Source organism: Pseudomonas sp. LLC-1 (genome assembly GCF_002992185.1).
GTDB lineage: Bacteria > Pseudomonadota > Gammaproteobacteria > Pseudomonadales > Pseudomonadaceae > Aquipseudomonas > Aquipseudomonas monteilii.
The window spans coordinates 55,052-78,739 of record NZ_LUVY01000007.1 but is presented as its reverse complement, the minus strand read 5'-3'; the positions used below and the strand labels follow the sequence as shown (position 1 = coordinate 78,739).

The 23,688-nt window shown below is 63.6% G+C and carries 24 protein-coding genes and 1 riboswitch; of the genes, 4 read left to right on the top strand and 20 right to left on the bottom strand.

Annotated features, from left to right (window positions below; translation table 11 throughout):
• Positions 1 to 46: 46 nt before the first annotated feature.
• From A0O30_RS06405 to A0O30_RS06325, 17 genes are all read right to left on the bottom strand, one after another.
• Entirely contained in the window at positions 47 to 451 is a 405-nt protein-coding gene (locus A0O30_RS06405; protein ID WP_060500766.1) for a MarR family winged helix-turn-helix transcriptional regulator, read from the bottom strand.
• A 71-nt stretch (positions 452 to 522) separates the two neighbouring features.
• Positions 523 to 1,257, bottom strand: a complete 735-nt coding sequence (locus A0O30_RS06400) for an adenosylcobinamide-GDP ribazoletransferase (RefSeq protein ID WP_105945930.1) — start codon at positions 1,255 to 1,257, stop codon at positions 523 to 525.
• 1 nt (position 1,258) lies between these two features.
• A complete protein-coding gene (locus tag A0O30_RS06395) occupies positions 1,259 to 1,825 on the bottom strand; it encodes a histidine phosphatase family protein (protein WP_105945929.1) in 567 nt (188 codons plus the stop codon).
• Complete coding sequence (cobT, locus tag A0O30_RS06390) at positions 1,822 to 2,877, bottom strand: nicotinate-nucleotide--dimethylbenzimidazole phosphoribosyltransferase (RefSeq protein WP_105945928.1); 1,056 nt, start codon at positions 2,875 to 2,877, stop codon at positions 1,822 to 1,824. Before cobT ends, A0O30_RS06395 begins: the two co-directional genes overlap by 4 nt.
• Positions 2,874 to 3,395 (bottom strand): bifunctional adenosylcobinamide kinase/adenosylcobinamide-phosphate guanylyltransferase, encoded by a 522-nt coding sequence (gene cobU / locus A0O30_RS06385; RefSeq protein ID WP_105945927.1) that lies wholly within the window; start codon positions 3,393 to 3,395, stop codon positions 2,874 to 2,876. The genes cobT and cobU overlap by 4 nt, the downstream gene beginning before the upstream one ends.
• 1 nt (position 3,396) lies before the next feature.
• Entirely contained in the window at positions 3,397 to 4,851 is a 1,455-nt protein-coding gene (locus A0O30_RS06380; protein WP_105945926.1) for a cobyric acid synthase, read from the bottom strand.
• Positions 4,848 to 5,840, bottom strand: a complete 993-nt coding sequence (cobD, locus tag A0O30_RS06375) for a threonine-phosphate decarboxylase CobD (protein ID WP_105945925.1) — start codon at positions 5,838 to 5,840, stop codon at positions 4,848 to 4,850. Before cobD ends, A0O30_RS06380 begins: the two co-directional genes overlap by 4 nt.
• Positions 5,833 to 6,741 carry an adenosylcobinamide-phosphate synthase CbiB gene (cbiB, locus tag A0O30_RS06370; protein ID WP_105945924.1) on the bottom strand — a complete coding sequence of 303 codons (909 nt, stop codon included), beginning with the start codon at positions 6,739 to 6,741 and terminating at the stop codon, positions 5,833 to 5,835. The genes cobD and cbiB overlap by 8 nt, the downstream gene beginning before the upstream one ends.
• Complete coding sequence (gene bluB / locus A0O30_RS06365; protein WP_016715471.1) at positions 6,738 to 7,388, bottom strand: 5,6-dimethylbenzimidazole synthase; 651 nt, start codon at positions 7,386 to 7,388, stop codon at positions 6,738 to 6,740. Before bluB ends, cbiB begins: the two co-directional genes overlap by 4 nt.
• Positions 7,385 to 8,680 carry a cobyrinate a,c-diamide synthase gene (locus tag A0O30_RS06360; protein WP_105945923.1) on the bottom strand — a complete coding sequence of 432 codons (1,296 nt, stop codon included), beginning with the start codon at positions 8,678 to 8,680 and terminating at the stop codon, positions 7,385 to 7,387. The genes bluB and A0O30_RS06360 overlap by 4 nt, the downstream gene beginning before the upstream one ends.
• A complete protein-coding gene (gene cobO, locus A0O30_RS06355) occupies positions 8,677 to 9,288 on the bottom strand; it encodes a cob(I)yrinic acid a,c-diamide adenosyltransferase (RefSeq protein WP_016715469.1) in 612 nt (203 codons plus the stop codon). Before cobO ends, A0O30_RS06360 begins: the two co-directional genes overlap by 4 nt.
• 119 nt (positions 9,289 to 9,407) lie before the next feature.
• A riboswitch (cobalamin riboswitch) is annotated at positions 9,408 to 9,628 on the bottom strand.
• Positions 9,629 to 9,679: 51 nt separating this feature from the next.
• Entirely contained in the window at positions 9,680 to 12,232 is a 2,553-nt protein-coding gene (locus A0O30_RS06350) for a dermonecrotic toxin domain-containing protein (RefSeq protein WP_105945922.1), read from the bottom strand.
• A gap of 137 nt (positions 12,233 to 12,369) precedes the next feature.
• Positions 12,370 to 12,903, bottom strand: coding sequence for a C40 family peptidase (locus A0O30_RS06345; protein ID WP_016715467.1), 534 nt, complete (start codon positions 12,901 to 12,903; stop codon positions 12,370 to 12,372).
• Between the two features lie 139 nt (positions 12,904 to 13,042).
• Entirely contained in the window at positions 13,043 to 13,696 is a 654-nt protein-coding gene (locus A0O30_RS06340; protein WP_105945921.1) for a C40 family peptidase, read from the bottom strand.
• A gap of 127 nt (positions 13,697 to 13,823) precedes the next feature.
• A complete protein-coding gene (hda, locus tag A0O30_RS06335) occupies positions 13,824 to 14,531 on the bottom strand; it encodes a DnaA regulatory inactivator Hda (RefSeq protein WP_003252443.1) in 708 nt (235 codons plus the stop codon).
• Positions 14,532 to 14,683: 152 nt separating this feature from the next.
• Positions 14,684 to 15,757: an AI-2E family transporter gene (locus tag A0O30_RS06330; protein WP_019099297.1), complete on the bottom strand. Its 1,074-nt coding sequence runs from the start codon at positions 15,755 to 15,757 to the stop codon at positions 14,684 to 14,686.
• A gap of 12 nt (positions 15,758 to 15,769) precedes the next feature.
• A complete protein-coding gene (locus A0O30_RS06325) occupies positions 15,770 to 16,828 on the bottom strand; it encodes a DUF2066 domain-containing protein (RefSeq protein WP_105945920.1) in 1,059 nt (352 codons plus the stop codon).
• Positions 16,829 to 17,083: 255 nt separating this feature from the next.
• On the opposite strand from A0O30_RS06325, the gene purM reads away from it, so the two are divergent.
• From purM to A0O30_RS06305, 4 genes are all read left to right on the top strand, one after another.
• Positions 17,084 to 18,142: a phosphoribosylformylglycinamidine cyclo-ligase gene (gene purM, locus A0O30_RS06320; RefSeq protein ID WP_003252437.1), complete on the top strand. Its 1,059-nt coding sequence runs from the start codon at positions 17,084 to 17,086 to the stop codon at positions 18,140 to 18,142.
• On the top strand, positions 18,142 to 18,795 hold the full coding sequence (purN, locus tag A0O30_RS06315; protein WP_105945919.1) for a phosphoribosylglycinamide formyltransferase: 654 nt from the start codon (positions 18,142 to 18,144) through the stop codon (positions 18,793 to 18,795). The genes purM and purN overlap by 1 nt, the downstream gene beginning before the upstream one ends.
• 8 nt (positions 18,796 to 18,803) lie before the next feature.
• The gene (locus A0O30_RS06310; protein WP_016715462.1) at positions 18,804 to 19,514 is read left to right on the top strand and encodes a DUF3108 domain-containing protein; all 711 of its coding nucleotides are present in this window, start codon (positions 18,804 to 18,806) and stop codon (positions 19,512 to 19,514) included.
• A 184-nt stretch (positions 19,515 to 19,698) separates the two neighbouring features.
• The gene (locus tag A0O30_RS06305; RefSeq protein ID WP_016715461.1) at positions 19,699 to 19,881 is read left to right on the top strand and encodes a hypothetical protein; all 183 of its coding nucleotides are present in this window, start codon (positions 19,699 to 19,701) and stop codon (positions 19,879 to 19,881) included.
• Between the two features lie 46 nt (positions 19,882 to 19,927).
• Here A0O30_RS06305 and A0O30_RS06300 read toward each other — a convergent pair whose 3' ends face one another.
• The 3 genes from A0O30_RS06300 to relA form a co-directional block, all read right to left on the bottom strand.
• Positions 19,928 to 20,467, bottom strand: coding sequence for a DUF2058 domain-containing protein (locus A0O30_RS06300; RefSeq protein WP_016715460.1), 540 nt, complete (start codon positions 20,465 to 20,467; stop codon positions 19,928 to 19,930).
• Between the two features lie 26 nt (positions 20,468 to 20,493).
• Positions 20,494 to 21,327 (bottom strand): nucleoside triphosphate pyrophosphohydrolase, encoded by an 834-nt coding sequence (mazG, locus tag A0O30_RS06295; RefSeq protein ID WP_105945918.1) that lies wholly within the window; start codon positions 21,325 to 21,327, stop codon positions 20,494 to 20,496.
• A 92-nt stretch (positions 21,328 to 21,419) separates the two neighbouring features.
• Entirely contained in the window at positions 21,420 to 23,660 is a 2,241-nt protein-coding gene (gene relA / locus A0O30_RS06290) for a GTP diphosphokinase (protein WP_016715458.1), read from the bottom strand.
• Between the last annotated feature and the right edge of the window lie 28 nt (positions 23,661 to 23,688).

Sequence of the window (23,688 nt, the reverse complement as noted above, 5' to 3'; positions counted from 1 at the left end):
ATCGCAAGGTTGTTGCGGGTATATACCCGCTTATAGTCGTATCAATTCAGGCCAGTTGGCCCAGCAAACGCACCAGCTCATCCCGCTGCCCTGCCCCCAGTCGCTCCACCAGCTCCGTTTGAGCCTGCTCCCAGGCGGGATGGGCGTCACACAATAGCTGCTTACCCGCTTCGGTCAGCAGCACCACGCGATTGCGCTGGTCATCGCCATCCACCAGGGCCAACAGCCCCTCGGCCTCAAGCACCCGTAGGTTGCGGCCCAAGGTGCTGCGCTCCAGGCCCATCGCTTCGGCCAGGGTCGTGATGCTGGGGCGGTCAAGCCGCTGCAGATGGCGTAACAGGGAAAACTGGGCGACATTGACCCCGAAGCCGGCAAGCGCTTCGTCGTAATGCCGGCTCACCCCACGGGCAGCGCGACGTAGATGGGTACAGATGCATTCACTGGTCAGCATGGATACGTGTATATACCCGCGTCATAGGTGTTGCAAGAAATTTCGCCTTCGAGGTGACAGCAACCGATCGCTCAGAGCCCCACGGCCAAACCCAGCACCACAGCAAGCTCAAGCAACTCCAGCATCGCGCCAGCGGTATCCCCGGTGGTTCCGCCAAGGCGCCGGCACATCAGTTGCCGCAACCCTGCAAACACAGCGAGTGCCAGCAACAGTATCCAGCACACGCTCCAGCCACCTGCGACCAGGCACATGACCGCACTGCCCAGCAAAGCCCAAGAGGCCTCACGGCGCGGCAGATGATCGGCCAGGGCTTGGCCCAGGCCACCCGAGCGCACGTAGGGGGTACCCAGGAACAGACCCAACATCGCCGCCCGACCAATCAAGGGCGCCAGTAGCAATTGCGCTCCGATGCCCTGCTCTACCAGCACCCACAAGGCGCAGAATTTCAGCAACAGCACCAACACCAGGGTGACCACGGCAATCGGCCCGCTGCGCGGGTCTTTCATGATCTGCAAGGTGCGTTCACGGTCGCCGAAGCCACCCAGCCAGGCGTCAGCACTGTCAGCCAGGCCATCCAGGTGCAAGGCACCACTGAGCAACACCCACAACGTCAGTAGCAAAGCGGCATGCAGCGGTGCTGGCGTACCTTGCAGCAGATGGCTGGCCAGCCACAGCAGTAAGCCGAACAGCAACCCGACCAGCGGGTAGAACAGCAGCGAACGCCCCATTTCACGCGGTGCCGGCATGCCTGGCAGGCTCACGGGCAGGCTGCTGAGAAACTGCAAGGCAATCCAGAATGGCAACATCTCAGCACGCCTCGACCCACTGGCCATCGACACCCGGTACCAGCCGCACCAGCGCACCATGCCCCACTTCAACCTGCAGCAGCTGCGCCCTCGGCAAGCCACGGGCTCGGGCCAGCAATAGCCGCATCACACCACCATGGGTGACCAGCAGCACACGCTTGCCAGCATGCTGACGGCTCAGCCGCTCGACAGCAGCCAGCACACGCTCGGCAAACGCCTCGACTGGCTCGCCATTGGGCGGCGTAAAGGCGTAAGGGTTCTCCCAGAACCGACCCAGAGCATCCGCCTGGTCTTCCATGATCTGCGCGGCGCTTCGGCCCTCCCAGTCGCCAAAATGCAGCTCCTGAAGGCCGGGTTCTCGTTGCACCGGCAGATTCAACTGCGCCCCCAGGTCATCGGCAAAGCGGGCGCAGCGCTGCAGCGGCGAGCTGACCAGCACCTCCCAAGGCTCCGCCCCGGCCACGGCACCACGCATCTGCGCCCAGCCCTTGTCAGTCAACGCATCGTCAAGGCTGCCGCGCAAGCCGCCCTGTTCGGTTTCGCCATGGCGCAACAAGTCGAGGATCATGCCGGGCGGTCCGCCACCGCAGCTTCGGCGAACGTCGCCATCTGCCCGTGCAGCGCGCAGGCGAGGCGCAGCAGTGGCACGGCCAGCGCAGCACCACTGCCCTCGCCCAAACGAAGGCCCAGCGCCAGCAGCGGTTCGGCCTGCAATGCCTCGAGCAACGCCTTGTGCCCGGGTTCCGCCCCTTGGTGAGCGAACAGCAACCACGCGCGGCACTGCGGATTAAGGCGCACCGCCGCCAACGCGGCAACGCTACAGATGAAGCCATCCACCAGTACGGCGATACCCGCCTGCGCACAACCGATGTAGGCGCCCGCCAACGCAGCGATCTCAAAGCCACCGACGCTACCCAAGGCTTGCAGCGGGTCCGCAGCCTGCAACTTGTGCAAGCGCAGGGCGTGCTCAATGACTTCGGCCTTGTGCCGCACACCCGCGCTGTCCAGGCCCGTGCCAGGGCCGCTCAGCTCAGCAGGCGGGCAGCCCATCAGCACGCTGGCCAAGGCGGAGGCGGCCGTGGTGTTGCCTATTCCCATCTCGCCACCAATGAACAGCTGCGCACCCCGTTCGGCAGCACGCAGCGCGCTGTCGCGGCCCGCCTGCAAAGCCGCTTGCAGTTGGCCTTCGGTCATTGCCGGCTGGCGAGCGAAGTTGGCCGTACCGGCCCCAAGGCGCAAGTGGTGCACGCCCGGCAACGCCAGATCAGGGTCGATGGTGCCCAGGTCGACCACTTCGAGGCTGGCCTGCAGCTCGCGCGCCAGCACGCTGATCGCTGCACCACCCCCTACGAAGTTGCGCAGCATCTGCCCGGTCACCGCTTGAGGGTAAGCTGAGATACCCTCCTCGACCACACCGTGGTCACCGGCAAAAACGGTGATGGCGGCCTTATCCAGCACCGGCCTTTCACGCCCTTGCAGGCCGGCCAGCTGAATGGCCAGACCCTCAAGCTGGCCAAGCGAACCGGCAGGCTTGGTCAGCTGCTGCTGACGGGCGCGGGCCTGGTCCATGGCGGCGTTGTCGAGAGGTTGGCAGGCATCACGCCACCAGGCTTGTGTCATAGTGCAGGTCCTTTAAGCATTAAGGGCAGGCCGGCCACGGTCAGCACCACACGCTGACAACGTTCGGCCACGGCCTGGTGAAGCCAGCCGGCCAGGTCGACATAACGCCGGGTCAGCTCGCCCATGGGCACGACGCCCAGGCCGGTTTCGTTACTGACCAGGATCAGGGTGCCAGGCAACTGCTCAAGGCAGGCCAACAAGGCATCTCGTTCCTCGGCCAGGCGCTGGTCATCTTCAAGCATCAGCAGGTTGGTCAACCACAACGTCAGGCAATCCACCAGCAGGCAGCGCCCTTCGGCTGCTTCAGCACGCAGTACTGCGGCCAGGGCCAAGGGTTCTTCGATCAGCCCCCAGTCGTCCGGGCGGCGCTGACGGTGCAGCAACACACGTTCGTTCATTTCACCGTCCAGCGGCTGGCTGGTGGCAATGTAGGTCACCGGCAGGCCACTGGCACTGGCCAGCTGTTCGGCGAGGCGGCTCTTGCCGGAGCGGGCGCCACCGAGGATCAGGCTGCGCATGTCAGGCCACCCCACAGAGCTGGCGCAAGCGCGCGGTGTCCAGGTGTTTTTCCACCAGGTCGGCCAGGCGCTCGATGTCGCGCTCGCGCAGGGCTTCGTAATCGATGGCCTGGGCATCCTCCAGGCCGGCCCAGCGCAGCAGCGCGGCGCACGAGTGGCTGCCCTCGAACAGGCCATGCAGGTAGGTGGCAAGGATCTGCCCATCATCGCTCACCGCGCCATCACAACGACCATCGGCCAGTTGCACGGCTGGCTGTTCCAGCGCAGGGCCGGTGGTGACGCCTGCATGAATCTCATAACCGGCAACCGGCGCCGCTTCAAGGTTCAGCACCCCGGCAACGTTGCGCAACTGCTTCTCGGCCTCAAGCACCGTGGCGTAATCCAGCAGGCCAAGCCCCGGGCTCGACCCGGCAGGGCCCTCGAGGCCTAGCGGGTCATGTACTTCACGGCCCAGCATCTGCAGGCCGCCACAAATGCCGATCAGCTTGCCGCCGTAGCGCAGGTGCCGCTCGATCGCTTTGTCCCAACCGCGCTCGCGCAGTTGCGCCAGGTCGCCACGCACGCTCTTGGAGCCCGGCAGGATGATCAGGTCGGCAGGCGGAATCGGCTGGCCCGGGCCGATGAACTGGAGGTCCACCTGCGGGTGCAGGCGCAGCGGGTCGAAGTCGGTGTGGTTACTGATGCGCGGCAATACCGGCACGATCACCTTGAGCACACGCTCGCTTTTGGCGCCCTGGCGCACATCGATGCCGTCTTCGGCTTCCAGGTGCAAATCGGTGACGTAAGGCAACACGCCCAGCACCGGCTTGCCGGTGCGTTGCTCCAGCCAGTCCAGCCCCGGCTGCAACAGGGCGATGTCGCCACGGAAGCGGTTGATGACAAAGCCCTTGACCCGCGCCTGCTCACTGGGCGAAAGCAATTCCAGCGTGCCGACAAGGTGCGCGAACACGCCGCCACGGTTGATGTCGGCAACCAGGATCACCGGGCAATCGACGGCCTCGGCAAAGCCCATGTTGGCAATGTCGCCGGCCCGCAGGTTGATCTCTGCCGGTGACCCGGCGCCCTCGACCATGACCACCGGCCAGGCGGCACTCAGCCGCTGGTGCGAAGCCAGCACCGCCTGCATGGCGATGGCCTTGTAGTCGTGGTAGGCCACCGCATTCATGCTGGTGACCGCACGGCCATGAATGATCACCTGGGCACCGGTGTCGCTGTTGGGCTTGAGCAGTACCGGGTTCATGTCGGTATGCGGCGCCAGCCGGCACGCCTGAGCCTGCACCGCCTGGGCCCGGCCGATTTCACCGCCGTCGGCGGTTACCGCGCTGTTCAACGCCATGTTCTGCGGTTTGAACGGCACCACAGCGACGCCCTGGCGCAACAACCAGCGGCACAGTGCGGTCACCAGCGTGCTCTTGCCGGCATCGGAGGTGGTGCCTTGCACCATGAGGGTGGTCATGCCGATTCCTTTTGATAGTCGGCCAGCGCCTGGGCCAGGCGCTGTTCGTCGGCCGCACACTCGGGCAGCCCCAGGCGCACGGCCGGAGGGTGGTCGAACAGGCGCACCAGGATGCCGCGATGGGCGAGAAAGTCATGCAACGGCGCGGCACGCTCGCTGCGCACGTACTGGAACAGGTCACAACCGCCGCTTGGCGCCAGGCCAGTGCTAGCCAACAGGGTGGCAAGGCGCTGACTGGCAGCAGCGCAACGTTCAGTCTGCACGCGCTGCGCAGCTTCGTCGGCCAGGCTTGCCTGGGCCAGCACCCGGGTCGGGCCGTTGACGGTCCAAGGGCCAAGCAACTCGGCCAGGCGCAACAGCAGGCTGCGCTCAGCGGCGACGAAGCCCAGCCGCACCCCGGCCAAACCGAAGAATTTGCCGAATGAACGCAGCACGATCAGGCCCTCGCGACCCGCGCAGTCCACCACGCTGTCTGCCGGGGTGTTGTCCATGAACGCTTCATCGACCAGCAACCAGCCACCGCGCGCAGCCAGGCGCGCATGCCAAGCCAACAGCGTCTCACGCGGCACCCGCCGACCGGTCGGGTTGTTGGGGTTGACCAGCACCAGCACGTCAAGGCTATCGAGCGCTGCGTCAACCTGTGCCTCGTCCAGCTCAACCAACTGATGCCCCGACCGCTGCCAGGCGTACGGGTGCTCGGCATAACATGGCGTCAGCACCCCTGTCCGGCCTGCGGCGCGCAGCAGCGGCAAAGCCTGGATCGCGGCCTGAGAGCCCGCTACCGGCAGCAGCTGGCTGGTACCGTAGTACGCACGTGCAGCGTCTTCCAGGCCGTCCTCGACCTCCGGTAGACGCGCCCACGCATCTGTAGGAATTGGCGGGATCGGGAATGGCCAGGGCGCGATGCCGCTGGACAGGTCGAGCCACTGCTCGCGAGGAATGCCGTACTGCTGCACTGCGCGCAGCAGGCGGCCACCGTGTTCAAGCATTGATGTAAGCCCCCAGGCAGATCAACAACAGCCACAACCACACACCCCGCTGCACCAGGGCCCAACCGCGCTCGATGGCGTCGGCATCGGCCACTGGCCCCTCGCCCAGGCGCGGCCGCTCATGAAGCTCGCCGTGGTACACCGCCGGGCCACCGAGCTCCACGCCCAGCGCACCGGCACCTGCAGCCATCACCGGGCCGGCGTTCGGGCTGTCCCACAGGGGGCCCTGCTTGCGCCAGCAGGCCAGGGCCAGGCGGGTCTTGCCCAGCAGCGCATACGTCAGCGCCACCAGCCTTGCGGGAAGGTAGTTGAGCACGTCGTCGATACGCGCCGCGCACCAGCCGAAACGTTCGAAGCGCTCGTTACGGTAGCCCCACATGGCATCCAGCGTGTTGCTCAGGCGATACAGCACCACACCCGGCGCACCAGCCACCACAAACCAGAACAGCGCGGCGAACACCGCATCGCTGCCGTTCTCCAGCACCGACTCGGTGGCCGCCCGGGCCACTGCTGGCTCGTCCAGTTCGCGGGTTTCGCGGCTGACCAGGTAGCCGACGCGCCGACGTGCCTCTTCCAGGTTGCCTTGGCGCAACGCGTTGGCCACCGGCAGCACATGCTCGCCCAGGCTGCGCAGCCCCACGGCGCAGTAGAGCGCCAGCACATCCACCAGCCAGCCGATGTAAGGCAGCCACGACAGAACCAGCGCCACCAGGGTCAGCGGCACCACCGCCAGAAACCACGCGCTCACCCCATGGCTGCGCCAGCCGCGCCCGCCGGCATTCAGGCGGCGCTCAAGGCTACTGGCCATATTGCCAAAAGCCACCAACGGGTGGCGCCGCTGCGGCTCGCCCAGCAAAGCGTCCAGGGCTACCCCGGCCACGGTCAGCAAGGCCACGCTCATTGACGCTCTCCCCATTGGTTCTCGTAAAGCATTTCGCTCAAGGGCCGCTCTTCGGCCCAGTTTTCCTGCACCAGCATCGGCACCGGGTAGAACTCGGTAACCGGCCCCAGGCACAGCACCGCCACCGGTTTGGCGCCCGCAGGCATGCCCAGCAAAGCGGCCAAAGCCTGCGGTTCGAACAACGACACCCAGCCCATGCCCAGCCCTTCACCACGCGCAGCCAGCCACAGGTTCTGGATGGCACAGGCCAGCGAGGCCAGGTCCATTTCCGGCAGCGTGCGGCGGCCGAAGATGTGCGGTTCCCGGTTATCCATCAAGGCCGCCACCAGCAGCTCGGCGCAGTCGTTGATGCCTTCAACCTTCAGCTTCATGAAGGCATCGGAGCGCTCGCCCAATGCCTCGGCGGTGCGCACCCGCTCCGCCTCCACCAAGGCCTGGATGCGCCCACGCAGGTCGCGCCGGGTAATGCGGATAAAACGCCACGGCTGCATCAGCCCGACACTGGGCGCCTGATGCGCGGCGGCCAGCAAACGGGCAAGCAGCTCTGGCGCCACCTGGCCACCGGCAAAATGGCGCATGTCGCGACGCTCGCCAATGGCCCGGTAGATCGCGGCGCGCTCGACGTCGCTGAAGGCATGTTCGCTCATGGCCGCAACAGCGCCGCCGCCGCATCCGGGTTGGAGGGGAAGTAGAAATGCACGTATGAGGCCGTCAACCGGCCCAAGCGATACACCGCTTCGTTGCCACGCCCGCCATTAGGGCTAAGGCCACGGGCGATCGGTTCCAGCTCGGTGCTGGTCAGCGAGTGATGGTAGGTATGGCCACGCAAGGTGCCCTCCGGCAGCTCTACCGCCTGCAGCGCCAAGGCCGCCAGACGCTTCTGCATGGTCGCCTCGCCCCGCAGCAGGCCCAGCAGCTCGGCACGCTCGCCGGCCACGTCGGTCAAGGCATCGAGCAGGTACAGCATGCCGCCGCACTCGGCCAGCAAGGGTTTGCGCTGAGCATGATGGGCGCGGATTGCCTCGCACATCGACGCATTGGCGGCCAGGGCATGGTGATGCAGCTCGGGGTAGCCGCCCGGCAGGTACAGGCTATCCACCGCCGGCAGTTCGCGGTCGTGCAGCGGCGAGAAGAATTCCAGCTGCGCCCCGAGGTTACGCAGCAGGTCGAGGTTGGCCCCGTAGGTAAAGGCAAACGCTTCGTCGCGTGCCACGCCAATACGCACCCCTGCCAGCGAAGCAGCACACGCTTGTGCTTCGGGCTCGGCAAAGCTCACCGGCGGTGGCAAGGCTGCGTCGCAGCTGGCGCCAAGCGCCTCGGCGGCTGCATCCAGGCGGGCATCCAGGTCGTTCAGCTCGCTGGCCTGAACCAGCCCGAGATGGCGGCTGGGCAACTCGATGCCGCGCTCGCGCGACAAGCCGCCGTACCAACGCAAGCCCTCGGTCAGGCTGCCTTCCAGCAGTTGCGCATGGCGCAGGCTGCCCACCCGGTTGGCCAACACCCCGGCAAACGGCAAGTCAGCCTGGTAGCGCGCCAGGCCCAGGGCCAATGCGCCGAACGTCTGGGCCATGGCCGTGCCGTCGATCACCGCCAGCACCGGCACGCCGAAGTGGCGCGCCAGGTCGGCGCTGGACGGGGTGCCATCAAACAGCCCCATCACCCCTTCGATCAGGATCAGGTCGGCCTCGCCCGCGGCGTCCCACAGCAGGCGACGGCTTTCTTCGGCGCCGATCATCCACAGGTCCAGCTGGTACACCGGCGCGCCACTCGCGCGCTCCAGGATCATCGGGTCAAGAAAATCCGGGCCACACTTGAACACGCGCACCTTGCGCCCGAGGTTACGGTGCAAGCGGGCCAGCGCGGCTGTGACGGTAGTCTTGCCCTGGCCAGAGGCCGGTGCCGCGATCAACACGGCGGGGCAATGGCGCGATTGACTCACAGTTCGACGCCCTTCTGTGCGCGAATGCCGGCCTGGAAGGCGTGCTTGAGCATACCCATCTCGGTCACGGTATCGGCCAGTTCGATCATTTCAGGCTTGGCCGCACGGCCCGTGACGATCACATGCTGCATCGGCGGGCGGGCCTGGATGTCTGAAAGAACCTGGTCCAGGTCGAGGTAGCCGTGCTTGAGGGCGATGTTCAGCTCATCCAGCACCACAAACTGCACATCAGGGTCTTGCAGCAGCTGGCGCGACACCGCCCAGGCGGCTTCGGCGGCGGCGATGTCACGCTGGCGGTCCTGGGTTTCCCAGGTGAAGCCCTCGCCCATCACGTGGTAGCGCACCTGCTCAGGAAAGCGGCGGAAGAACAGCTCTTCCCCGGTGCTGTTGCGGCCCTTGATGAACTGCACAACACCGCACTGCATGCCATGGCCCAGCGCGCGCGCGAGCATGCCGAAGGCCGAGCTGCTCTTGCCCTTGCCATTGCCGGTCAGCACCAGCAACAGGCCGCATTCGTTGGGGGAATTGGCGATACGTTCGTCGATGACCGCCTTCTTGCGCTGCATGCGCGCCAGGTGGCGTTCGTCACGTTCGGTGGATTCGCTCATCAGGGTTCTCCGCTGGCTGGCACCGTGGCTACGCACGGTGACAGGTAATAGGCAGGCAAACGGAGTACGCGCAGGGGCCATGGCAGGGCGCCACGGTGCACCGCGCATCACCCTCCGTGATGCCGTTGGCAGTAACAGGCCGGTCTCCGGGCTTGTGAGCGGGCCTCGGCCCAGCCTGCGCGCCTTCCCGGATGCTGGCATCCAGTGGCCCTGCGCGGCCTTCTACTCACCTACCGTTGCGGGGGCAGCGCCGGAATCGCGCCATGCTGGCGCCCACCGGCTTCCCAGTTTCACCCTGCCCAGTCGGGGCTGGCAGGGCACCTGAAACACGCGCGAAGGTTAGAGGGTTGGGCCGGGAGCGTCAATCAAGGTGATCATTCGCCAAAGCGGATCATGGGCGAGGGAAGAAACGTTCGACCACGTTCGCCGCCCGGAACTGCTTGCGATAGAGCTCCAGATCGAAGGCCAGCCCGGTACGCAGATCGTAAACAGGTCGCCCGGTTGCAGGTTTGGGGACCTGCCTGAGTGCCACCTTGATAAAGCGGTAGCTTTCGCCATAGACCTGTTCCAGCCCTTCCACACGGAAGTAATGGCCTGGCAGCATCAACGTTTCGGCCTCCTTCCAATACAGGGAAAACGCGCTGATCGGCGTGGCATCGCTGTACTGCCCCGCAGCCAGCTCGAACACCACCGAACTGTCATCGAACAACCCGGGCAATGCATCAGGCATTCCAGCGTAGGGCAAGCAGGCGAACTCCAGGACCTTGTAGGGGTTCTCGGTAAACGAAGTCAGGTCGGTATTGACCAGCACATCGCCGACACACAGGTGGCCGTATCGATAATACTCGCCGCCCGTTCCCCGGGATCGGTGGCCACCACGGTAGAGTGTGGCCTGATTGCTTTTGGGCAAGCGACCGAGGCTATCAGCCAGATCGTTGATGTACCTGTCCTCGTCGTCGTATTTGTACTTTCCTTTACGGAACACATCATTCACACCCGATTCGTTGCTGGTGTACCACTCGATCAACGAATTGAAGTACTCGCGCCGATAACGGTAGGAGTAGTAGAACCTGCCATTGACATCCACACAGTCCAGGCCTCGGGCGTCCCGGCTCGGTGCTTGCCCCTCCTCAAGCTCGGCAACAGGCCAACCGTCCAGCAAACGCTTCTGGCGCTCCAATGCCCGCTCTGACAGTACCGTGCTCTGCGCATCATCAATGGAGGTGTATACATCCCAGAACGGCGAACGCACGCTCGACATGCGCTGTGCCGGCAGGGGCGTCCCCCCCACCAACCGAGGCGGCACCAACAACTCCCATTCGCCAGCGCTGTTCAAACGCACCGGGCTCAGCGGGACAAAGGCGTAAGGGTTGTCTGCCGGCACCACCAGCCATACCGCCAGCTCATGACTGTAGCGCACCCGGTATTCATGGCCCCTCAAGACAATCCAGCAACTGCCGTCGTCGTTCACGCGAATACCGCGCAGGCGCCCGCTGGTACCCAATTCCCCAAGCTGTACGGTGTTTATTTCCTGGCCTTCCACCGCAAGCTCTGCGTCGGCTGACAGTTGCCAGTGCTGCAGGTCAACACCCGTTTCGTGGGGGGCGGCCTGAGTAGCCGGAGAGGCAATGGTGGTCTGCATACCGATATCGACCAGGTTGAGGCTTGCAAACATGCTCTGCAAAATGGCCGATCGCAGCGCATTTTTGCGGGCTAGCTCATCCTGGGCATGTAAAGCCTCGTTCACATCCAGCGCCACTTTGCCAACGCTTGCACCCAGCAACATCAGAGACATCGGCCAACCCAAAGGCACAAAGCCGCTGAACACACCAAGAAACGCCGACAGATAGCCACTGAGCATCGCCTGGCGCAGGCTGGCGTTATCCCGCATAAGCTCGGCGGTACGCTGCATTTCGGCCTTGGCCTGGTTGGCCAGGTAGGTGAACAGATCTCCCCGCAGCGGACGCTCGAACAACTTCAAGGCCATCAACGCCGCGTCGTCAGAACGACTATCCGCGATGCCTTTCAAATGCACCCTGATCAGGCTCCGCCCATTGGTATCGTGCGGGTTGCTGTGTGTACTGGTGACGAATGCCTCAAGCGTCTGCTCGGACCGCAGATTCACCGCCAACCAACGCGCCATTGCCAGTTCGGACTCGAAGCTTGTCAGTGCTTCATTGAACCAGGGCATGTAAGCAAGCACGCTACCGTCTGCTGCCCGCAGACCGAAAAGGCTGCCTTTGTCCCCTTCACCAAAGCCATAGCGGCTGACTGTCAGCGGGCTACCCGTGCTGTCCCTGCGCAGATTATCAATCGTGGGCAGCTCATCGTCCGCCAACTGGTCGGCCACCATGGCACGTAGCCGCCCCCTGTCAGACGCCGAAATCCTGCCGGCATGTCGCGCACTGGCTGTCTCGCCAAGCAAATTGATTTTGGCCAGCACACGAACATCCGCCTCGTAGGTCGCCCAGAAGCGCTCGACGGCCTCACGGTACAACCCGGCAAAGTCCAGCGCCCAAAAGTCGCTCTGGACGGCACTGCCCAACATCGGGACTTCATTGCGTTCATCGTAGGTAGCGGCAAACGGCCCTTGCCAATAAAAACCACCACGCTGGTCCAGCTCGTCTACAGCATCCTGGAAATAGGCGTCGAATCGCTCGACTACCAGCTCTGTGAGCACCAATGACTTCTGTGGCGGGCCACTGTGTTGCCATCCAGTGAAACTGCGGCTGCTGGTACTTGAGTTGGTGAACTGATGCCACCAGACAAACCGCGGATCCATGGCCTTGCCGGTGTGCTTCTGCACGATCTGAGCAGCATGCTTGCTCGCCAGCGCATATGGATCGGGGTAATCGCGCAGTATCTTGTCGACCAACGCCACCAGCGGACGCGCTGCATCCGCCAGCTCAAGGTCCTGGCGCATTTTTGCTTCGTTATTGCTCATGGTCCTCTCCAGGCTGCATAAAGAGAGGCAACATGCTCATCCGGCCGTGGCAGTGACCTGAGGTAGATAAGTATTGGCGTACAAGGAAGCGGCCGGCCACTAACCGAGCAGTTAGCAGCCTTGCCCTGAGGGATGCTCTAAGGGTTCTGCGCCAGGTGCCCTTGGGGAATCACCCGCTTTGCCTGCAGATAAGCCTTGGCCCAGTAGCTGTTGGAGAGGTAGTCCAGGCGCACGGTACCGCCGGTGGAAGGTGCATGCACGAAGCGCCCCTCCCCTACATAGATGCCTGCGTGGCTGACCTGCGAACCACCGCTGGTCGCGAAAAACACCAGGTCGCCGGACTGCAGCGACTGGGCATCTACCGTGGGTGCGCGCATGACGATCATTTCCCGCGTCGAACGCGGCAGGCTGATGCCGGCAGCATCACGGTAGACGTACTTGATCAGGCCACTGCAGTCGAAGCCGGAGTCCGGCGTATTACCACCCCAACGGTAGGGCGTACCCACCAGGCCAATGGCACGGATCAATACGTCATCGGCAATCGGCGAAGGGCTTGGCTGGCTGTAGGACACCTGCGGCTGAACCACAGGGGCCGGCGCTGGAGCGCGGCTGGAGCAGGCAGCCAGCAAGGCTGCCAGGGAGAGAAATGCGAAGCGCGCCATCTTTACCATGGCCAGAACATCCTGTCTGAGATTGCTGCGCCGCAGCCAAAAAGAGTTGAGAATTTAGATTAGACGCTTTCTGTAAATACGCACGGCGGCGAGCTTTTTTCAAAGCATCACCGCCGTGGCAGGGTACAGCATTTTGCCATCAGTTGCGCGCGATGTTGGTCGGCGCCATGGCCAAGGCACGCTTGGCTTCGATGAAGGTCTTGCTCCAGTAGCGGTCACCGAGGCTGTCGATGCGCACGCCACCGCTGCGGCGGCTGCTGGAGTGGATGAACTGGTTGTCACCCAGGTAGATGCCGGCATGGCTGACGCGGCCGCGACCGTTGGTGCTGAAGAACAGCAGGTCACCCGGTTTGAGCTTGTTGCGGGCCACTTTCGGGGCATCGACGTTGATCATTTCGCGCGTCGAGCGTGGCAGGGTCATGCCCGCCTCTTCGCGGAACAGATAGCCGATGAAACCGCTGCAGTCGAAACCGGACTTTTCCGAGGTACCACCGAAGCGGTAGCGAGTGCCGATCAACGACATGCCGCGCTCGAGAATACTGTCCGCCAGCACTGGCAGCTGGTAGGGCTTGCTGTTGCTGGAGAAGGCCTCCAGGTCATCTTCAGTGGCCAGCTCTTCCGGTTCGCCGAACACCGACGAGGACGAGGCCTTGGCCTTGATCACCGATTGTGCGGCGACCGGGGTGTGATCCTGAGGCTGAGACTCTGAATGAGAAGCCGGGCCTTGGGCCGCGCAGCCAAAAAGCAGGGTCACGAGTGCGAGTGGCACGAGGGGTGCGAAGCGCTTTAGCATGGGCACGACCGTGTCTGTAATCCTTTAGAAGGGTGAAACTATGCCCTCTATCATGGCCATTTGCAAATTTTATCGAAAAAGATGTGACTTTTTTGTTTTGCCGCTCTGGCCCAGCGTTTTCAGGGGGTTACCAGCCGAGGGTTTCCTTGAGAAACGGAATGGTGAGCTTGCGTTGTGCCTGCAGCGAGGCCTGGTCGAGGCGCTCCAGCAGGTCGAACAACGCGCTCATGCTGCGCGCACCGCGGGTGAGGATGAAGTGGCCGACTTCGTCGGTGAGGTGCAGGCCACGGCGCGAAGCACGCAGTTGCAGGGCTCGCAGCTTGTCTTCGTCAGACAAACCACGCATCTGGAATACCAGCGCCAGGGTCAGCCGCGACTTCAGGTCCGGCAACTTGATCGGCAATTCGCGCGGGGATGCCGAGGCGGCCAGCAGCAAGCGCCGGCCACTGTCACGCAGGCGGTTGAACAAGTGGAACATGGCCTCTTCCCAGTCCGCCTTGCCGGCAATCACGTGCAAGTCGTCGATGCACACCAGTTCGTACTGGGCCAGGTAGTCAAGCAGCTCTACGCCGCGATCGAGCAGTTGCGCCAATGGCAGATAGACAGCAGGCTCGCCGCGTTGCTGGAAGCGGTGGGTAGCCGCCTGCAGCAGGTGGCTACGGCCAACACCCTGCTTGCCCCACAGGTAGATAAGGCTCTCGGTCCAGCCGGCGTCGGCTTCGCATAGCCGCTCGACGTAGCCCAATGCCGCAGCATTGGCGCCCGGATAGTAGTTGATGAAGGTGGCGTCATCGCGCAGGCGCACACCCAGGGGCAACTGGATCGGTGGTTTCATGCTCGCGGGCGGTCAGCAGGACCGCAGGGGGCCTTTGGTGAACAATGTTGCAAAGTCTATACCCGCAAGGCGGGCCGCACAATCACGGCAACAGATAGCACAAGCAAAATCAACAAGTTGCGCTAATTTTGGGCTGCATCGCAGCCCCAACATCACAACTGCGGGTCGATATCCCCGGCATACATGTCCGATTCCTTGTACATGTCATGCACATGCCGCAGCAGCACCATGATCACGGCCGCCACCGGCAGCGCCAGCAACACCCCGGTAAAGCCGAACAGTTCGCCCCCGGCCAGGATGGCAAAGATCACCGCCACCGGGTGCAGGCCAATCCGGTCCCCTACCAGCAGCGGCGTCAACACCATGCCTTCGAGCGCCTGCCCGACCATGAATACCGCGACGATGCCCAGCATCGGATACAGGTCGCCCCCAAACTGGAACAACCCCGCCACCAAGGCCGCACCGATACCTATGATGAAGCCCATGTAGGGCACGATGGCGGCCAACCCTGCGAGCATACCGATGAGCAGGCCCAGCTCCAGCCCGACCAGCATCAGCCCGGCCGAATAAATGACGCCCAAGGCCAGCATTACCATCAGTTGCCCACGCACGAACGCCCCAAGTACTTCGTGGCATTCGCCCGCCAACCCGACCACCTGCGGCTCACGCTGGCGTGGCAGCAGGCTGCGCAGCTTGGCCATCATCAGGTCCCAGTCACGCAGCAGGTAAAAGCCCACCACCGGAATCAGTACCATGTTGGCCAGCCAGGCCATCAGCGCCAGGCTCGAAGCCGTGGCATGCGACAGCAGCATGCCGACAATGTCGGTGGTCTGGCCCATGTGGCCAGCGATGGCAGCCTTGATCTTGTCGAACTTCCAGAAGCCATCAGCCAGGCCCAAGCGGCTCTGCACCCAAGGCAACGCAACATGCTCAAGCCAGTCGAGCATCTGTGGCGCCAGCTCGTACAGGCGCACCAGCTGCTTGGCAAGCATCGGCACCAGCACCAGCAGCAAGGCCAGCAACAGCAGGGTGAACAGGCCGAACACCACCACAACGCCCCAGGTGCGCGACAGCCCCAGACGCTCCAGGCGGTCAACCAACGGGTCGGCCAGGTAGGCCAGCAGGATGCCGACCAGAAACGGGGTAAGAATGTTGTGCAAGCTATAAAGCAGCACAGCGACCAGCAGGGCAGCGCCCAGCCAGATCCAGCGACGAACGTCGGTCACGGTATGCTCCCCTTACCAGCGAAAACGCAGGCCGTCGAACGGCTTGGGTGCGGGTTGGGCCGGCGCAGGTTGCTCACCGGCTGCCGGTGCTGGCGTGGCGGGCGCTACCGGCACCTGCTCTGCGGGCAGCTCCTGCAACTTGGCCAGGCCGAGTTGGGCACGCAGCTGTTCGCGGTTGCCGGTCACACCATAGGTCAGCGTGGTGCCTTCAGCCATTTGCAGGCGTGGGCCATAGGGCTCAAGCACACGGGCAAGCTCGGCATAGCGCTGCAAGCTCATCCCCTGCACTTGTACCTGCATCTGGCTGCTGGCACCCGGACGGGTGACATAACGCGGCGCCAGGCGACTGCTGACCGCCAACATGACCGCGTCAGCCAGGGCAGCCGGGTCGCCCCCTTCGGCCGTGCCTTGCTCACGCTGGTCGCCCAGCCACAGCTGCCATTTGCCCTGCCATTTGCCGTCGGCTTCCTGTGCATGCACCGCCAGCAAGGCATCGGCGCCATAGCGCTCGGCGGCCTCACGCAAAGGTGCCGGGTCGCTGGCTTCGATCTGCTTGGCATTGGCTACCAGTTGCTCCTGCAAGTCGGCCAGCGGCAAGCGCAACGGCAGGCCACGGTGCTGGGCGGCACGGCGCAGGGGCTGGGCGCTGGCCTGGCCGTCACCGACCAGGCTGCTGCCCTCGGCACTGTCATTCAGCCACCAGCCAAGAATCGAAGGCCGATTGCTGCCCCACAGCGCCAGGCCGGCCTTGCGCAAGGCCCGTTCGGTGCTACCGGGGTCGAACTCGACCACCACCGACTCGGGCGGGCCGGCCTCGCTGCCAACCTGGTTGATGATTTGCTGCGGGTCCTTGCGCAACTCGGCAAGTGCCGGGCTTTGCGCTGCCTTGGGGTCGCCGGTCAGGCGCAGCACCAAGGTGTCGAGGGCTTTGGCAGTAGCGGCAGTACGGGCTTCGGCGCCCTGCCCGACCATTGGCTCGCGCACCTGATACAGGCCGGCGACATTTTCAGCCTGGGCTGCAACCGATATCAGGGCCAGGCCGCCGACCGCCAGAATATTGAACAAACGCATGGAGGATTCCTGTCCAGTCGAGCATGAAGCTCGCTACTTGCAGCTTATACACATGCAACCGCATCAACCACCCTCAGCCCTTTTTCAACAATTTACCGCCCTGCCCGTCGGCCTGAGGATGGCCGCTGCCCGGCAACCCTGATAAAATCGCGCGCCTTCACAGACCACTGACGTTTCAGGCAGCCGCCGCTTACCCGCCGGACTTGGCCGCCATGGTCGTTTTTAAGAATCCCTCCCTCCTAAAGGCCTGGATCAATGAGCAAGCAACCCTCCCTGAGCTACAAGGACGCCGGTGTAGACATCGACGCCGGCGAAGCACTGGTCGAACGCATCAAGGGCGTGGCAAAACGCACCGCACGCCCTGAAGTCATGGGTGGCCTGGGCGGCTTCGGCGCCCTCTGCGAGATCCCGGCCGGCTACAAGCAGCCGGTGCTGGTCTCCGGCACCGACGGCGTCGGCACCAAGCTGCGCCTGGCGCTGAACCTGAACAAGCACGACAGCATCGGCCAGGACCTGGTCGCCATGTGCGTGAACGACCTGGTGGTATGCGGCGCCGAGCCACTGTTCTTCCTCGATTACTACGCCACCGGCAAGCTGAACGTTGACGTGGCCGCCACCGTGGTCACCGGCATCGGCGCCGGTTGCGAACTGGCCGGCTGCTCGCTGGTCGGTGGTGAAACCGCCGAAATGCCTGGCATGTACGAAGGTGAAGACTACGACCTGGCCGGCTTCTGCGTCGGCGTGGTGGAAAAAGCCGAAATCATCGACGGCTCCAAGGTTGCCACTGGTGACGCGCTGATCGCCCTGCCGTCCTCGGGCCCGCACTCCAACGGCTACTCGCTGATCCGCAAAATCCTCGAAGTGTCTGCTACCGACATCGAGAACACCCAGCTGGACGGCAAGCCGCTGACCGACCTGCTGATGGCGCCGACCCGCATCTACGTCAAGCCGCTGCTGCAACTGATCAAGAACACCGGCGCCGTCAAGGCCATGGCCCACATCACCGGTGGCGGCCTGCTGGACAACATCCCGCGCGTACTGCCGAAAAACGCCCAGGCCGTGGTTGACGTGGCCAGCTGGCAGCGTCCGGCGGTGTTCGACTTCCTGCAGGAAAAAGGCAACGTCGACGAGCACGAAATGCACCGTGTACTGAACTGCGGCGTGGGCATGGTCATCTGCGTGGCCCAGGACCAGGTCGAAGCTGCCCTGAACGAACTGCGCGCCGCCGGTGAGCAGCCGTGGGTCATCGGCCACATCGCCGAAGCCGCCGAAGGCGCCGCCCAGGTCGAGCTGCAGAACCTCAAGGCACACTGATGCCGAGCAAGACCTGCAATGTAGTGGTACTGCTGTCGGGTTCCGGCAGCAACCTGCAAGCCCTGATCGACAGCTGCCAAGGCCAGGACAGCCCGGTGCGCATCCGCGCGGTGGTTTCCAACCGCGCCGATGCCTACGGCCTGCAACGTGCCGCGGCGGCCGGTATCGACAGCGTGGTGCTCGACCACACCCGGTTCGACGGCCGTGAAGCCTTCGATGCCGCGCTGGTTGCGCGCATCGACGGTTTTGCGCCAGACCTGGTGGTGCTGGCCGGCTTCATGCGCATTCTCAGTGGCGACTTCGTGCGCCACTACCAGGGCCGCCTGCTCAACATCCACCCGTCGCTGCTGCCCAAGTACAAGGGCCTGCATACCCACCGCCGGGCACTGGAGGCAGGCGACGCCGAGCACGGCTGCAGCGTACACTTCGTGACTGAGGAACTCGATGGCGGCCCACTGGTCGTACAGGCTGTGGTACCGGTGGCGTCTGACGACACCGTCGAAAGCCTGGCCCAACGGGTACACCGTCAGGAACACCTGATCTACCCGCTGGCGGTGCGCTGGTTCGCTGAAGGGCGCTTGCGCCTTGGCGAACAGGGTGCATTACTGGATGGCCAGCCCCTGGCGGCCAGCGGTCACTTGATTCGATCCTAGGAGAATTTATGCGTCGTGCCCTGCTTTTGGCTCTCGCCGTGCTCGCCCTGCCCCTCCAGGCAGCTGATCTGAAGCCTTTCTCGGCCAGCTACACCGCCGACTGGAAGCAGCTGCCCATGAGCGGCACCGCCGAGCGCAGCCTGGTCAAGAATGCCAATGGTACCTGGGACCTTAACTTCAAGGCCTCCATGATGATCGCCAGCCTGACCGAGCAAAGCACCCTGCGCATGGAAAACGACACCCTGCTGCCGCAGAAGTATCACTTCGAGCGCGGCGGCCTGGGCAAGGCCAAGAAGGTCGACCTGAACTTCGACTGGACTGGCAAGAAAGTCACCGGCAGCGACCGTGGCGATGCCGTCAGCCTGCCGCTGAACCGTGGCGTGCTGGACAAGTCGTCCTACCAGTTGGCCCTGCAGCATGACGTGGCCGCCGGCAAGAAGAGCATGACCTACCAGGTGGTTGATGGTGACGAGATCGACACCTACGACTTCCGCGTACTCGGCACCGAAAAAGTCACCACCAAGACCGGCCAGGTCGATGCGGTGAAGGTCGAGCGCGTGCGCGACCCAAGCCAGAGCAAGCGCATCACCGAACTGTGGTTCGCCAAGAACTGGGACTACCTGCTGGTGCAACTGCGCCAGGTAGAGACCGATGGCAAGGAGTACGTGATCGTGCTGCAGGATGGCACGGTCGATGGCAAGCCGGTGAAAGGCAACTGATCCAGCACTGCCTGCAACACCCCAAGCCCCGCCCAGTGCGGGGCTTTTTTATGCCCTTGTGCAAAGGTACTGGCCTTCATGAAACTTGTTTCATGCCCGTTTTATTTACTTAGTCTGCTAACAAACTCTATAAAGAGGGTGTGCAACACACTGTCGCAGCCAACTGAAGAAGTGGAGTTTACCGATGACTGTCCAAGTAACCGAACGCGACGAATCGAAAATGTCCCACGAAAGCCTGGCCGCCGGCATGCGGATCTGGGATGTGCACCAACAAGGTCAACTGGTGGGGATGTTCCACAATGAACACGAAGCACACCAGTACCGCGTAGAGCTGGAAGACCTGGAAAACCAGCGCACCACGCAATGACCCAGCCTTCAAATAAAAAACCCCGCCAAAGCGGGGTTTTTCGTGTTTACCACATCAGATCATCAGGGATCTTGTAGGCGGCGTACGGGTCATCTTCGTCCGCTTCCTCGACATGGGTATTGAGCAGCAGGATACGGCCAGGGTCGCGCTCCTGGATCTTCACTGCCGCTTCGCGAGGGATAACCTCGTAGCCACCGGCATGAGAAACCACGGCCAACGCGCCGTTACTCAGCTTGGTACGCATCAAGGCATTGACGGCAATGCGCTTGACCTTCTTGTCATCGACGAAGTTGTAGTAATCCTCGGTGCTCAGCTTGGGCAGGCGCGTGGCTTCGATCAGTTGCTTGATCTGGGCGGCACGGGCCTTCTGCTCGGCCTTTTCCTGCTGCTGGCGATTCAGCTCCTGGTCACGCTTGACCTTTTCGGCCATGGCTTCCTTGGCCATGCGCTGCTGGCTGTCGTCGACTTCGACCTGGCCTTTGTGCTCCATGCGCTTCTGTTTCTTTTCAGCTTTGTTGGTCTGCGAGACCTGTTTCTGGTTGACCAGACCGGCTTTGAGCAATTGGTCGCGAAGGGAAAGGCTCATGAATGTTCACTCACTTATGCAACAGCTCAGCCGCAGCTGGGCAGGTTCTTTTCCTGACGCTTGGCCTCACCCCAAAGGGCGTCCAGTTCGTCAAGGTTACAATCTTCAATGGGGCGACCACTGTCGCGCAATGCCTGTTCGATAAAACGGAAACGTCGCTCGAACTTGCGGTTGGCGCGGCGCAGGGCGTTTTCCGGGTCATGCTTGAGGTGGCGGGCCAGGTTGACGGTGGCGAACAGCAGGTCGCCCACTTCATCTTCGAGGGCATCGGCATCGCCGTCGGCCATGGCCTGCAACACCTCGTCCAGTTCTTCGCGCACCTTGTCCAGCACCGGCAATGCCGACGGCCAGTCGAAACCGACCGTGGCCGCGCGCTTTTGCAGTTTGGCTGCCCGTGACAGGGCCGGCAAGGCTGACGGCACGTCATCGAGCAGCGACAATTGCTCGGGCGTGCTTTTCTCGGCGCGCTCCTCGGCCTTGATCTCCTCCCAACGCGACTTGACCTGGGCCTCGCTCAGGCTGGGGGTATCCAGCGGCGCATAAAGCTCGCCGGTAGGGAATACATGCGGGTGGCGACGAATCAGCTTGCGGGTGATGCTGTCGACCACGCCATCGAACTCGAAACGCCCCTCCTCCTGGGCCAGCTGGCTGTAGTAGACCACCTGGAACAGCAAGTCGCCCAGCTCACCTTGCAGGTGCTCGAAATCACCGCGCTCGATGGTGTCGGCGACTTCGTAGGCCTCTTCGATGGTGTGCGAGACGATGCTCGCGTAGTTCTGCTTGAGGTCCCATGGGCAACCGTACTGCGGGTCGCGCAGGCGGGCCATGAGGTGCAGCAGGTCTTCGAGGGTGTAGGTCATGTAGGCAGGTCCTTCGGTGGAGCCCTCTTCGCGGGCAAGCCCGCTCCTACAAGGGTAGGAGCGGGTTTACCCGCGAAGCAGGCGCCGCAGTCTCAAGGGGTACGATTACGCCGCGTCTCGATGATGTTCGGCAACTGCGAGATCCGCCCCAGCAGGCGCCCCAGCGCGTCCAGGCCCGGAATCTCGATGGTCAGCGACATCAGCGCGGTGTTGTCTTCCTTGTTCGAGCGGGTATTCACCGCCAGCACGTTGATTTTCTCGTTCAGCAGCACCTGCGAAACATCGCGCAGCAGGCCCGGGCGGTCGTAGGCACGAATGACGATATCGACCGGGTAGGTCTGCACCGGGATCGGCCCCCAGCTCACCTGGATCATGCGCTCCGGCTCCTTGCCCGCCAGCTGCAGCACCGAGGCGCAGTCCTGGCGGTGGATGCTCACGCCACGGCCTTGAGTGATGTAGCCGACAATGGCATCGCCCGGCAGCGGCTGGCAGCAGCCGGCCATCTGCGTCAGCAGGTTGCCGACCCCCTGGATCTGGATATCGCCACGCTTGCCAGTACGCGGGCCGGTAGGCTTGCGCGGCACCAGCTCGATCTGCTCGATACGCTCGGGTTCCAGCAACTGCTGGGCAGCATTGACCAGATGGGCCAGGCGCAGGTCGCCCGCCCCCAGCGAGGCGAACATGTCCTCGGCGGTCTTGACGTTGGTTTTCTCGGCCAGGCGCTCGAAGTCGACCTGCGGCAGGCCCAGGCGGCTGAGTTCACGTTCGAGCAAGGTCTTGCCAGCGGCGACGTTCTGGTCGCGCGCCTGCAGCTTGAACCAGTGCACGATCTTGGCCCGCGCCCGCGAGGTGGTGACATAGCCCAGGTTGGAGTTCAACCAGTCGCGGCTGGGGTTACCGTGCTTGCTGGTGATGATCTCGACCTGCTCGCCGGTCTGCAGGCTGTAGTTCAGCGGCACGATACGGCCGTTGATCTTGGCGCCACGGCAGTTGTGGCCGATCTCGGTATGCACGCGGTAGGCGAAGTCCAGCGGCGTGGCACCCTTGGGCAGGTCGATGGCATGGCCGTCCGGGGTGAACACGTAAACCCGGTCCGGCTCGATGTCGACGCGCAGTTGCTCGGCCAGGCCACCGATGTCGCCCAGCTCTTCGTGCCACTCCAGCACCTGGCGCAGCCAGGAGATCTTCTCTTCGTAGTGGTTGGAGCTCGGCTTGACGTCGGTGCCCTTGTAGCGCCAGTGGGCGCATACGCCGAGCTCGGCTTCTTCGTGCATGCCGTGGGTACGGATCTGCACTTCCAGCACCTTGCCCTCGGGGCCGATCACCGCCGTGTGCAGCGAGCGATAGCCGTTCTCCTTGGGGTTGGCGATGTAGTCGTCGAACTCTTTGGGGATGTGCCGCCACAGCGTGTGCACAATGCCCAGCGCGGTGTAGCAGTCGCGGATTTCCGGCACCAGCACGCGCACCGCACGCACGTCGTAGATCTGGCTGAATTCCAGGCCTTTGCGCTGCATCTTGCGCCAGATCGAATAGATGTGTTTCGCCCGACCGCTGATATCGGCCTTCACACCCGTGGCCAGCAGCTCGTTCTGCAACTGGTTCATCACGTCGCTGATGAAGCGCTCGCGGTCCAGCCGGCGCTCGTGCAGCAGTTTGGCGATCTGCTTGTACTGGTCGGGTTCGAGGTAGCGGAAAGACAGGTCTTCCAGCTCCCACTTGATGTGGCCGATACCCAGGCGGTGCGCCAGCGGCGCATAGATGTCGAACACCTCGCGCGCGACACGCAGGCGCTTCTCGTCGTCAGCAGCCTTGACTGCACGGATCGCGCAGGTGCGCTCGGCCAGCTTGATCAGGGCCACGCGCACGTCGTCTACCATGGCCACGAGCATCTTGCGCAGGTTCTCGACCTGCGCCTGCGAGCCCAGCACCAGCGACTGCCGTGGGCTGAGGCTGGCACTGATGGCAGCCATGCGCAGCACGCCGTCGATCAGCTTCGACACCACCGGGCCAAAACGCTGGCTGACTTCAGCCAGGGTGACCTTGCCTTCGCGCACCGAGCGGTAGATGACCGCTGCCACCAGGGAGTCCTGGTCGAGCTTGAGGTCGGCGAGGATTTCGGCGATCTCCAGCCCCGCCTGGAAGCTGGACGTACCGTCCGCCCAGGAATGCTTGGCCGGGTTGCCCTTTTTCTCGACCTCATGGGCAAACTCGCAGGCCTCTTTGAGCGCTGCGCGATCCAGTGCCGAATCGACGCTTACCACATGGTCCAACCATGCTTCGAGATTGATACTGCCGTCGGTGTTGACCGGCTGGTGCACTCTCACCTGTACCATCTTTGTTTTACCTTTCCATACAGCGCAC